The organism is Pseudomonas sp. BAV 4579 (assembly GCF_009765395.1).
GTDB lineage: Bacteria > Pseudomonadota > Gammaproteobacteria > Pseudomonadales > Pseudomonadaceae > Chryseomonas > Chryseomonas aestiva.
Window position 1 is genome coordinate 1 of sequence record NZ_WHOV01000182.1, and the last position, 11,577, is coordinate 11,577.

13 protein-coding genes and 2 pseudogenes are annotated in these 11,577 nt (G+C 65.3%); 1 reads left to right on the forward strand and 14 read right to left on the reverse strand.

The genetic code is table 11. The annotated features are described in order from the left end of the window. A pseudogene (flhF, locus tag GSQ95_RS24225) lies at positions 1–342 on the reverse strand (flagellar biosynthesis protein FlhF); the annotation flags it as partial. 10 nt (positions 343–352) lie between these two features. Beyond that, on the reverse strand, positions 353–2,455 hold the full coding sequence (gene flhA / locus GSQ95_RS24230; RefSeq protein ID WP_256664707.1) for a flagellar biosynthesis protein FlhA: 2,103 nt from the start codon (positions 2,453–2,455) through the stop codon (positions 353–355). Positions 2,456–2,704: 249 nt separating this feature from the next. Between flhA and sodC the strand changes: the two genes are divergently transcribed. Then, complete coding sequence (gene sodC, locus GSQ95_RS24235) at positions 2,705–3,232, forward strand: superoxide dismutase family protein (RefSeq protein ID WP_158889358.1); 528 nt, start codon at positions 2,705–2,707, stop codon at positions 3,230–3,232. Here sodC and flhB read toward each other — a convergent pair. The 12 genes and pseudogenes from flhB to fliI form a co-directional block, all read right to left on the reverse strand. Beyond that, positions 3,225–4,373: a flagellar biosynthesis protein FlhB gene (gene flhB / locus GSQ95_RS24240; protein ID WP_158889356.1), complete on the reverse strand. Its 1,149-nt coding sequence runs from the start codon at positions 4,371–4,373 to the stop codon at positions 3,225–3,227. The genes sodC and flhB overlap by 8 nt on opposite strands. 12 nt (positions 4,374–4,385) lie before the next feature. After that, entirely contained in the window at positions 4,386–5,162 is a 777-nt protein-coding gene (gene fliR, locus GSQ95_RS24245) for a flagellar biosynthetic protein FliR (RefSeq protein ID WP_158889354.1), read from the reverse strand. 3 nt (positions 5,163–5,165) lie between these two features. Then, complete coding sequence (fliQ, locus tag GSQ95_RS24250) at positions 5,166–5,435, reverse strand: flagellar biosynthesis protein FliQ (RefSeq protein ID WP_027597972.1); 270 nt, start codon at positions 5,433–5,435, stop codon at positions 5,166–5,168. 28 nt (positions 5,436–5,463) lie between these two features. Next, a complete protein-coding gene (gene fliP / locus GSQ95_RS24255; RefSeq protein ID WP_158889352.1) occupies positions 5,464–6,261 on the reverse strand; it encodes a flagellar type III secretion system pore protein FliP in 798 nt (265 codons plus the stop codon). Then, a complete protein-coding gene (gene fliO, locus GSQ95_RS24260) occupies positions 6,258–6,671 on the reverse strand; it encodes a flagellar biosynthetic protein FliO (protein WP_133862392.1) in 414 nt (137 codons plus the stop codon). The genes fliP and fliO overlap by 4 nt, the downstream gene beginning before the upstream one ends. A gap of 3 nt (positions 6,672–6,674) precedes the next feature. Continuing rightward, positions 6,675–7,130, reverse strand: a complete 456-nt coding sequence (gene fliN, locus GSQ95_RS24265) for a flagellar motor switch protein FliN (protein ID WP_133862393.1) — start codon at positions 7,128–7,130, stop codon at positions 6,675–6,677. Between the two features lie 56 nt (positions 7,131–7,186). Beyond that, entirely contained in the window at positions 7,187–8,158 is a 972-nt protein-coding gene (gene fliM / locus GSQ95_RS24270; RefSeq protein WP_017642077.1) for a flagellar motor switch protein FliM, read from the reverse strand. Between the two features lie 8 nt (positions 8,159–8,166). Beyond that, positions 8,167–8,688, reverse strand: coding sequence for a flagellar basal body-associated protein FliL (gene fliL, locus GSQ95_RS24275; protein WP_027597975.1), 522 nt, complete (start codon positions 8,686–8,688; stop codon positions 8,167–8,169). A gap of 119 nt (positions 8,689–8,807) precedes the next feature. Continuing rightward, positions 8,808–10,208, reverse strand: a complete 1,401-nt coding sequence (locus GSQ95_RS24280) for a flagellar hook-length control protein FliK (RefSeq protein WP_158889350.1) — start codon at positions 10,206–10,208, stop codon at positions 8,808–8,810. Between the two features lie 76 nt (positions 10,209–10,284). Further along, positions 10,285–10,641 carry an Hpt domain-containing protein gene (locus GSQ95_RS24285; RefSeq protein WP_158889348.1) on the reverse strand — a complete coding sequence of 119 codons (357 nt, stop codon included), beginning with the start codon at positions 10,639–10,641 and terminating at the stop codon, positions 10,285–10,287. 44 nt (positions 10,642–10,685) lie between these two features. Then, the gene (fliJ, locus tag GSQ95_RS24290) at positions 10,686–11,129 is read right to left on the reverse strand and encodes a flagellar export protein FliJ (protein WP_133862397.1); all 444 of its coding nucleotides are present in this window, start codon (positions 11,127–11,129) and stop codon (positions 10,686–10,688) included. A gap of 6 nt (positions 11,130–11,135) precedes the next feature. Continuing rightward, positions 11,136–11,577: pseudogene (gene fliI / locus GSQ95_RS24295) on the reverse strand (flagellum-specific ATP synthase FliI); the annotation flags it as partial.

Genomic DNA, 11,577 nt, shown 5'->3' on the forward strand with positions numbered 1-11,577 from the left:
AGGGGCACGCGGCGGGGCGATCACCGGCTCGCGGCGGCTGTCGGCGGCGCTGATAGCGCCCAGCAGCTGCTTGTCCTTCGGCGCGGCCGAGGGCACGCCCGGGGCACGGATACTGAGGTCGGCATGGGCCTGGGCGATCTTCGCGTGGGTCTTGCGCAACTCCGCCTGCAGCTCCGCGTTGGGCGCAGCCGGTGCCGGAGCCTGATAGTCCAGCGCCGCGGTCAGCTCGACCCCGCCGGCGACCCGGCGGTTGCTGAGGATGGCGGCATCCGGGCCCAGCTCGTCGCGTACCAGCTTCATGGCTTGACGCATATCGGCAGCGAAGAAACGTTTGACTTGCATGATCTAGACCTCAGCCATTCTGGCCAACGGTAGCGACGATGGTGACCTGCTTGTTGTCCGGAATTTCCTGGTAGGCCAGAACACTCATGTTCGGTGCCGCCATCCGGGCGAAGCGGGACATCATCCCGCGGATCGCACCGGCCACCAGCAGCACCACTGGCTTACCCATCATTTCCTGACGCTGCGCCGCCTCGATAAGGGAACGCTGCAGTTTTTCAGCCATGCCAGGCTCGAGGAACATGCCGTCCTCGGCGCCTTGACCGGCCTTCTGCATACTACTTAGCAACATCTGTTCCAACCTTGGCTCAAGGGTGATAACAGGCAGCTCAGGCTCCATTCCCACGATGTTCTGGACGATCGCGCGGGACAGGGCGACCCGCACGGCACCGGCAATGGCGGCGGGATCTTGACTCCGCGGCCCGACGTTGGCGATGGCCTCGGCGATGGTACGGATGTCGCGGACCGGCACCTGCTCCTGCAGCAGCTGCTGGAGGATCTTGAGCAGGGTCGAGAGGGAGACGATGCCGGGCACCAGCTCCTCGGCCAGCTTGGGCGAACTCTTGGCCAGCACCTGCAGCAATTGCTGGACTTCCTCGTGACCGATCAGCTCGTGGGCGTGCTTGAAGAGCACCTGGTTGAGGTGGGTAGCGACCACGGTGCTGGCATCGACCACGGTGTAGCCGAGGGATTGGGCCTGGTCGCGCTGGGTGACGTCGATCCAGACGGCCTCCAGACCGAATGCCGGATCCTTGGCGGCGACGCCGTTGAGGGAGCCGTAGACCTGACCGGGGTTGATGGCCAGTTCGCGATCCGGATAGATCTCGGCCTCGGCCACACTGACGCCCATCAAAGTCAGACGATAGGCGTTGGGCAGCAGGTCGAGGTTGTCGCGGATGTGCACCGACGGCATGAGGAAGCCGAGGTCCTGGGAGAGCTTCTTGCGCACGCCCTTGATCCGCGCCAGCAGCTGGCCACCCTGGTTGCGATCGACCATGGGGATCAGCCGGTAGCCGACCTCCAGACCGACCATGTCCACCGGGGTGACGTCATCCCAGCCCAGCTCCTTGGCCTCAGCCGGACGCTGTACGGGGGCCAGGTCCTGCTGGTTCTTGGCTTCCACCTCGGCGGTCTGCTTGGCCTGGCGCTGGCGCTTGTAGATCAGCCAGGCACCGGCGGCAGCGCCACCGCCCAGGCCGAGGAACGGCAGGTGCGGCATGCCCGGGACCAGGCCCATGGCGATAATGATGAAGGCCGAGACCGCCAGCGCCTTGGGCGAGGCGAACATCTGACGATTGACCTGCTGGCCCATGTCCTCGGCCGAAGACACCCGGGTCACCATGATGGCCGCGGCGACCGACAGCAGCAGCGAGGGGACCTGGGCGACCAGGCCGTCACCGATGGTCAGCAGGGCGTAGATGCGCGCCGCTTCGCCGAACGGCAGACCGTGCTGGGCCATGCCGATGGCCATGCCGCCGATGAGGTTGATGAAGAGGATCAGCAGACCGGCGACGGCGTCACCGCGGACGAATTTGCTGGCACCGTCCATCGAACCGTAGAAGTCGGCTTCCTGGCCCACTTCGGTCCGACGCTTCTTGGCTTCGACCTGGTCGATGATGCCGGCATTGAGGTCGGCGTCGATGGCCATCTGCTTGCCGGGCATGGCGTCCAGGGTGAAACGCGCCGACACCTCGGAGATACGGCCGGCACCCTTGGTCACCACCACGAAGTTGATGATCATGAGGATGGCGAACACCACCGCACCGACCACGTAGTTGCCGCCGACCACCACCTCGCCGAAGGCCTGGATGACCTTGCCCGCGGCATCGTGGCCATCCTGGCCGTGCAGCAGCACGACGCGGCTCGAGGCCACGTTCAGCGCCAGGCGCAGCAGGGTCGACACCAGCAGGATGGTCGGGAAGACCGCGAAGTCCAGCGGCCGCAGGGCGTAGACGCTGACCAGCAGGACCACGATCGACAGGGCGATGTTGAAGGTGAACAGCACGTCCAGCAGGAACGGCGGCATCGGCAGCGTCATCATGGCGAGCATCGCCAGGACGGCCAGCGGCACGCCCAGGTTGCCGCGAGCCAGACCGCGCATGTTGCCCATCATCATGGATTTGTCGACTTTCACACCCATTCCTCGCTTGCCGGTGCCTTCGTCACGGAAAGTTGACGCAGCGCACTGTTCGCAGGGGCTTGAGCAAGCTCCGGGCCAACTGCTCAAGACCTTGAATCAGCGAGGTTTTCCCGGGGGCGATACAGGACTGGTTACGGATCGCCGGAATCGTCGGCTGAACCGCGGACGGCAGCCATGAGTCTGTCTAGGGACCCGCGCTAGCGCGCCTATCCGAGGAACATCATCATGAGAATCTGGACCGCGACGCTGTTGGCCACCTGCCTGGCCGGAACCGCCCAGGCGGCCGAGTCCCTGACGATCCCGCTGAACAAGGTCACGACCGACGGTGTGGGCGAAAGCGTCGGCAGCGTACAGGTGACCCGTTCCAAGTATGGCCTGGTCTTCACGCCCGATCTCAAGGGCCTGGAGCCCGGCATCCACGGCTTCCATGTCCATACCAAGCCCAACTGCGGCGCGGCCGAGGTGAATGGCACCCTGACCGCGGGTGGCGCCGCGGGCGGCCATCTGGATCCGCGCAACACCGGCAAGCACAGCGCGCCCTGGTCGGACGACGGCCACCTCGGCGAATTACCGGCGCTCTATGTGACCGCCGACGGCCAGGCCACCCAGCCGGTGCTGGCACCGCGCCTGAAGCGCCTCGAAGAGCTCAAGGGCCATGCGCTGATGGTGCATGCCGGTGGCGACAACTACGCCGACCAGCCCAAGCCGCTGGGCGGTGGCGGCGCGCGCGTCGCCTGCGGCGTCATCAAGTAGGCGCCTTCCCCTCCTCATCCCGCCGCAGATCCGGCGGGATGGGCAGATCGGACAGCTTGGGCTTGCGCCCGCGACCGGCGCGGAATTGCCTGAGCTGATAGACATAGGCCAGGACCTGGGCCACGGCGACGTAGAGACCGGCCGGAATCTCCTGGTCCACTTCGGTGGAGAAATACACCGCCCGCGCCAGCCCCGGCGACTCCAGCAGCGAGACCTGATGCTCCTGGGCAATCTCGCGGATCTTCAGCGCGGTGAAATCGCTGCCCTTGGCCACCAGCACCGGCGCCCCACCCTTGGCTGCATCGTACTTGAGCGCCACGGCGAAGTGGGTCGGGTTGGTGATGACCACATCGGCGTTGGGCACCTCGGCCATCATCCGCCGCTGCGCCATCTGCCGCTGCATCTGGCGAATCTTGCCCTTGACCTCGGGCTTGCCCTCGCTGTCCTTGTACTCGTCCTTGATCTCCTGCTTGGTCATCATCAGCTTCTTGCGATTGCTGAGGATCTGGAAGGGTACGTCCACCGCAGCGATGATCAGCAGCCCCAGGGCCAGCAGCAGGGTGGCATGCCCTACCACCTGCATGCTGTGCAGCAGCGCCTGCTCGGTCGGCAGCTTGGCGATCTGCAGCAGCGCCGTGCGTTCGCTCATCAGCACCATCACCGACACGCCCAGGATGATGAAGAACTTGCCCAGCGCCTTGAGCAGCTCCACCAGAGAGTTCTTGGAGAACATGCGTGTGATGCCGGACAGCGGATTCATCCGGCTCGGCTTGGGCGCCAGCACCTTGCCGGAAAACAGGAAGCCACCCAGGGCGATATGACCAATGATGGCGGCGATCACCACCAGGGCGATCATCGGCAGCATGCCGATCATCGCTGCCTTGCCCGAGGCCAGCAGGAAGGTGCCCATGAAGCGCTCGTCCATGACCTCTTCCCGACGCAGGGAGAAGTTGCTGCGCATCACCTCCAGCAGCTTGCCGCCGAGGAAGGCGCCATACATCAGCAGGCCGCCGACTCCCGAGAGCATGACTGCCACCGTACCGAGTTCGCGTGATCGCGGGAGCTGCCCCTCCTCCCGGGAATCACGCTTGCGTTTCTCTGTGGGGTCTTCTGTGCGGTCTTCGCCATCGGATTCAGCCATGTGGCGTATCTCCTAGCGGGCTCGGGCGAGTTCGCGCAGCCATTGCAGCGCCTCGCTGGCGAGACTTTCATAGTGGGAGAGGATGTCGGCGGTGCCGAGCCAGACGATGACCATGCCCAGCACCACGATCAGCGGCATGCCGACGGAAAAGATGTTCAGCTGCGGCGCCGCGCGGGTCATGATGCCGAAGGCGATGTTGACCACCAGCAGCGCAGTGATGGCCGGCAGCACCAGCAGGATACCGGCGCCCAATACCCAGCCCAGTCGCCCGGCGACCTGCCAGAAGTGCTCGACGCTCAGGGTGTCCCCCACCGGCAGGGTGACGAAGCTTTCGGCGAGGATCTCGAACACCACCAGGTGGCCGTTCATGGCCAGGAACAGCAGCGTCACCAGCATGGTGAAGAACTGGCCCATCACCGGCGCCGAGGCGCCGTTGACCGGGTCGATCATGGACGCGAAGCTCAGGCCCGCCTGGGTCGAGATGATCTGGCCCGCCACCACGAAGACGTGGAAGAACAGCTGCAGGCTGAAGCCCATCACCGCGCCGATGAGGATCTGCTCGACGATCAGCGGCAGCGCCTGGGGGCTGATGGCATCCACCTGCGGCATCGGCGGCAGGGTCGGTACCAGCACCAGACTCAAGGCCAGGGCCAGATACATCCGCACCCGCACCGGGACAAGGGTAGTGCCGATGATGGGCATGGTCATCAGCAGCGCGGCGATGCGAAACAGCGGAAACAGGAAGCTGCCGACCCAGCCGCCGATCTGGGCGTCGCTGAGGGCGAGCATGGGCTAGCCGATCAACCGCGGGATGTTGGCGACCGAGGTCTGGATGAACTCCATCAGCTGTCTGACCATCCAGGGACCCAGCACGATCAGCGTCAACAGGGTGACGATCAGGCGCGGCAGAAAGCTCAGGGTCTGTTCGTTGATCTGGGTCGCCGCCTGGAACACCGCCACGATCAGGCCGACGATCAGACTCGGCACCACCAGCACCGCCACCAGCAAGGCGGTGAGCCAGAGGCCCTGGCGAAACAGATCGACGGCGACTTCAGGGGTCATTTCGCTTCTCCACGCAAAGGGGGCACCGCTAGACGGTACCGAAGCTGCTGGCCAGGGTACCCATGATCAGCGCCCAGCCATCCACCAGCACGAACAGCATCAGCTTGAACGGCAGCGAGATGATCATGGGTGACAGCATCATCATGCCCATGGCCATCAGCACGCTGGCGATCACCAGGTCGATGACCAGGAAGGGAATGAAGATCATGAAGCCGATCTGGAAGGCGGTCTTGAGTTCGGAGGTGACGAAGGCCGGCACCAGGATCGACAAGGGCGCCTGATCGGCACTGGGAATATCGGTGCGCTTGGACAGCCGCATGAACAGGTCCAGGTCCGATTGCCGGGTCTGCCCCAGCATGAAGTCCTTCATCGGCACCTGGGCGCGGGCGATGGCGTCCTGGGCACTGAGTTGTTCGTTCAGGTAGGGCTGCACGGCGGTGGTGTTGATGCGGTCGAACACCGGCGCCATGATGAACAGCGAGAGAAACAGCGCCATGCCCACCAGTACCTGGTTGGACGGCGTGGTCTGCAGACCCAGCGCCTGGCGCAGAATGGCGAAGACGATGACGATGCGGGTGAAGCTGGTCATCAACATGACGAACGCGGGAATGAAGCTCAGCGCCGTCATGATCAGCAGGATCTGCAGGCTGACCGAGTACTCCTGCTGCCCCTGGCCGTTGGTACTCAGGGTAATGGCCGGAATCGACAGCGGATTGGCCTGCCCGGCCTGCTGCGCCAGCGCCAGGGGCGCGAACAGCAGCACGGCCAGGCCCAGCAGCCAGCCCAGGGTGCGCCCCAGACCGGCCGGTAGATGCGAAGGAATCATGGTTTCGCCTTGGGATCGCGGCTGATGAGTTCCAGCAGGCGCTGAGCGAATTCCGGTGCCGGCGCCTCGGTCTCGCCGAGTCGCACCGGCTCGCGCAGACTGTGCAGCGGCGTGATCCGTCCGCCAGCGACGCCAATCAGCAGCTGCTCCTGGCCGACCTGCACCAGCACCAGCCGCTCGCGCGGCCCCAGGTGCTGGGTGGAGATCACCTTGATCACCTGCTGGCCGCGCGGCCCCTGCTGCTGCACCCGACGCACCAGCCAGGCCAGACCGAGGATCAGCGCGATCACCAGCAGCAGGCCGAGCAGCAGCTGGCCGACCTGCGCCCCCACATCCAGCCCCGGCGAGGTGGCTTCGGCGGCACGCGCGGTCAGGGGCAGGAGACCCAGCGGCAGGAGCAGACTCTTCATGGATCACCGCAGCTTCTTGATACGTTCCGTGGGGCTGATGACGTCGGTCAGGCGGATCCCGAACTTCTCGTTCACCACCACCACCTCACCATGGGCGATCAGCGTACCATTCACCAGCACGTCCAGCGGCTCGCCAGCCAGACGGTCGAGCTCGATGACCGAGCCCTGGTTGAGTTGCAGCAGGTTGCGAATGGAGATGTCGGTGTGGCCGACCTCCATGGAGATGGTCACCGGGATGTCCAGGATCACATCCAGGTTGGGCCCTTCCATGCCAGTCACTGCCAAACCCCCACTGCTCTGACCAAATTCTTCCACCGGCGCCTTGGGCGGCTTGGGGGCTTCGACCTGGGTACCCTGGGCCATCAGGGCGTCGATGTCGTCCTGACTGGCGTCACCGGCTTCGGCCAGGGCCGCGGCCCATTCGTCCGCCAGGGCTTGTTCTTCGGGGTTATCTGCCATCGTCTGGGTCTCGTGCTACGCCGGGCCTCGGCCCGGACGGAAAAAACGGTTGTCGCTCAGCGACCGCGGCTGACCGGTTCGAGAATCTGCAGGGCCAGGTTGCCCTTGCGTGCGCCCATCTTGACCTTAAAGGTGGGCATGCCGTTGGCTCGCATCAGCATCTCCTCCGGCATTTCCACCGGAATCACGTCGCCGGGCTGCATGTTGAGGATATCGCGGAGTTTGAGTTGGCGCCGGACAACCGTCGCCTCCAGCGGCACGCGCACATCGAGCAGGTCCTCGCGCAGGGCCTTGACCCAGCGTTCGTCCTGGTCGTCCACGTCCGACTGGAAACCGGCGTCGAGCATTTCGCGAATCGGCTCGATCATCGAATAGGGCATGGTCACGTGCAGTTCGCCGCCACCGCCATCCAGCTCGATGTTGAAGGTGCTCACCACCACCACTTCGCTGGGGCTGACGATGTTGGCCAGCGCCGGGTTGACCTCGGAGTTCATGTACTCGAACTGGCAGTCGAGCATGGCGCCCCAGGCTTCCTTGAGGTCGACGAAGCACTGGTCGAGCACCATGCGCACCACGCGCAGTTCGGTGGGGGTGAATTCCCGGCCTTCGATCTTGGCGTGGCGACCGTCACCGCCAAAGAAGTTATCCACCAACTTGAACACCAGCCGGGCATCGAGGATGAACAGCGCGGTACCGCGCAGTGGTTTCATCTTGACCATGTTGAGGCTGGTGGGGACGTACAGCGAATGGATGTATTCACCGAACTTGGTGACCTGTACCCCGCCCACGGAAACGTCAGCCGAACGCCGCAACAGGTTGAACATGCTGACCCGGGTGTAGCGGGCGAAGCGTTCGTTGATCATCTCCAGGGTCGGCATGCGTCCGCGGACGATGCGATCCTGGCTGGTGAGGTCATAGCCCTTGATGGTGCCCGGCTCGGCATCGGTCTCGGTCTCGACGATGCCATCGTCGACCCCGTGCAGCAGGGCATCGATTTCATCCTGAGAGAGCAGATCTTGCACGGCCATGGCGTTACCTATTGCAGGACGAGATTGGTGAACAATACCTGTTCGATGGCAGTCTGGCCGGTCAGTTTCTTCGCCAGCTCCTGAACCTTGCTGGTGGCCTGCTGGCGCAGCATCTCCTTGCCCACCGGGGTAAGGAGGCTATTGAAGTCCTGCCCGGAAAACAGCATCACCAGCTGGTTGCGGACCTGTGGCAATTGCGCCTTGAGCGCATCCATCTGCGCCTGGTCGCGCCCCATCAGGGTCACCGTGACCTGCATGTAGCGCTGGCGTCCGTCGGCGTTGTAATTGACCACGAAGGCCGGCACCAGCGCCTGGTAGACCGCCGCCAGGTGCACGGGTGCCGCCGGAGCGGCCGGCGCGGCGTGCTCGGGCTCGGCGCTCTTCTTGCCGAGCAGGAACCAGGTCGCGCCCACCGAGGCGCCAATGACCAGCAGCAGGGCCACGACGATGATGATGATAAGTTTGAGCTTGCCCTTGCCCTTGCCTTCCGCGGCTGCACCCTCTGCCGCAGGGGCCTGCTTCTTCGCCATAAGTGCTCGACCGAATCCTGTGCTGCGCGTCACCCCTGTTGGGTGACGCAGCTAACCTATTGATACAAGGGGGATATAGCAGGTGCGGCCGAGGCTGTCACCTGGCAGCCGGCGGCCCGTCACGCGTAGTAGTCGACCAGACTGCGCGCCGCGAGCGTCGCCGCGCCACGGGTTTCGGCGACATTCGCCACCGCTTCGTCTTCGCCTCCGCCCGCGCCACGGCTACCGCGCCGCGAATTATCGCTCTGGCCACCCTGCTGCGACTGCTGCCAGGCCTGACCGGACGACTGATCGGAGACGTTGACGTTGGCGAGGTTCATGCCCTGCTGGGCGAAGAGTTCGCGCAGACGCTGACTGCCGTTGTCCAGCGCCTCCCGCACGTCGGCGTGGGGACTGGCGAAGGTGACCTGGGTCTGGTCCTGAGTCATGTCGATGCGCACCTCCAGCTTGCCCAGTTGCGCCGGCTCCATCTGGATGTCGGCGGTCTTGAGATTCTGGCTGGACATCCACATGACCTTGTCGACCACCGCCTCGCTGAAGTTGCCTGCCTGTGGGCTGAGCGGCTGGCCAGGCACCGTGGCCGTGACCGGGCGAGCTGTCGCAGCGGGCGTGCTGAGGGCTTGGGACAGGGCGGTGAGCTTGTCGGCGAAGGCATCGGCCTTGCTCGGTACCGCTGCGTCCTGCCCATCACCCTTGTCCAGGGTCGCGGCCAGGGCCGCGCTGGCCGCCTGATCCGCCGCCGGAGCGGGGGCGCCATCTGCCGGCAGCAAGCCTTGCAGCTGGGTGGCCGCCAGGTTGTTGGCGTTGGTGGTGGCCTTGGCGGCGTCACCCTGTGCCTGGGGTACCTGGCCCAGCAGTTGCGCCAGACCGTCGTCCGCGGCCTGCTGGTCGCCGGCCTTGGCCAGGGTCGCCGTCGCGCCCGTCCCCGTCCCGTTGGCGGTCGTCTGGGCTGCGGTAGCCACGGCAGCGCCCAGCAGCGCCGCCGGATCCAGGGCCTGGGTGGTGGCTGTGGCAGCCGCTTCTGCCGCCGTCCCGGTCGGCAGCTGAGGCGCAGGTGCAGGCGTGGCCACGGGTTGCGGAAACTGGCCGGTCATGCCGAACATGAACAGCGGATCCAGCAGCGCATCAACGGGAGCCTTGGCGTCTTCGCCCTGGGCCACCGGCAAGGTCTTGCCGCTGTCGTCGGCAGGGGTTGCCGACGGCGCGTCGCTCTTGGCGGTGCTGTCGGCCTGGGGCGTGACGTCCGCCGTGCGGTCGTCATCGCCGGAGCGCTTCATCCGTTCATCGTCATTCCGGGCGCGCCCGGCTTCGTTCCTGCGCGCCTGGGTCGGGGCCTTGCTGTCGCTGGTGTCGCGCGGCTTTTCGCTGCGGACCGGCTCACGCGGCTGCTCCTGGGCGAAGACATCGGCGAAGCGCTCCTGGGCGGCCGGGCGATCCTGGGAAGGGGTCTTGGCCGCCGTCCGGCCGGTGCCGGCTGGAGAGGTGGCGGTATTCAAAAGGAAATCGGGCACGACGGCCATGGAGAGCTCCGAACGACGGGTTTCCGGGTATCTAGCAAGTTGCGCGCCAGCTGGAAACGCCAGCGCTTTGACGAGGTCAGCCCGCGTAACGTTGCCGCTCGACCTTGAACAGGATGCGAACAATGGCGAATTCGCGCTCCATGGCGGAAACACCCATGGCCAGCTCAGCGGTGGTCGCCCGGCGCCGCGCGCCCTCCTCCACGTCCCGACACAGCTGGGCCAGGGGCGCGGCGCCCATGTTGCCGGCGCTACCCTTGAAGCTGTGCGCCAGCTGGCGGACCTGTTCGGCATCGCCACCGATCACGCTGCGCTTGAGTTCGGCGATGCGTTCTTCGCAGTCGAGCAAAAAGGTTTCGATGAGATCGACGTACTCCTCCTCCATGCAGTCGCGCAGGGCGGCGAGCGTTTCCGGATCGAGATGGGAGGAAAACATCGGCATTCTCACTGACAAGAAAAGGAACGAAGGCGGTGCCCGGCCTAGATATAGGTCGAGCGCGCCCGCTGGGCGTATTCGTCCATCTGTTTCTGTTCGCGCTTGTCCTCGACCTGGCGCTGCTCCTGGCGATAGCGCTCGACCAGCTTGCGCAGGCCTTCGAGGCGGGCATAGCGCTCCTGCCACTGGGTACGCGCCTTGGCCACCACATCGCGGTGCCACTGGGCGTTGCGCTCCTGCTGGCCGATCGCTTCCTCCAGCTGGCTGAGAAAGCGCTGATAGCCGATCAGCCACTGCCCGGTGACGCCACGGCTGCCATTGACCACCAGGCGCTGCTGGTAGTCCTCGCGATAGCGCTGCAATTCGCCCAGCTTGAACTCGGCCTGGGCCAGTTGCTGCTGGCATTGTCCCAGGCGCTGGGCGGCGTCACGCTCGTCGCGTTCGCTCATCTCCACCACCGGACCCAGACGCTCGGCTCTGCCTTTCATGATCTATCAGCCTCCCAATACGGCTTGGAGATTGGCGGAACTCTGCTCCAGCGATTCGCTTTCGCGCAGGCCCTGGCGCAGGAACTGCTGCATGGGCGCATAGCGGGCGATCGCCAGATCGGTTTCGGCATTCCCGCCGGGCACGTAGGCACCGACGCTGAGCAGGTCCTTGGCCTGCTGATAGAGCGACCAGAGCTGCTTGACGCGCTGGGCGTTGCGCAAATGCTCCGGGCTGACCACCTGGGGCATGACCCGGCTGATGGACGCCTCGATGTCGATCGCCGGATAGTGCCCTTCCTCGGCCAGCCGCCGCGACAGCACGAAGTGACCATCCAGCACGCCACGCGCCGAGTCGGCGATGGGATCCTGCTGGTCGTCGCCTTCCGAGAGCACAGTATAAAACGCCGTGATCGAACCCCCACCTTTTTCTGCGTTGCCGGCCCGCTCC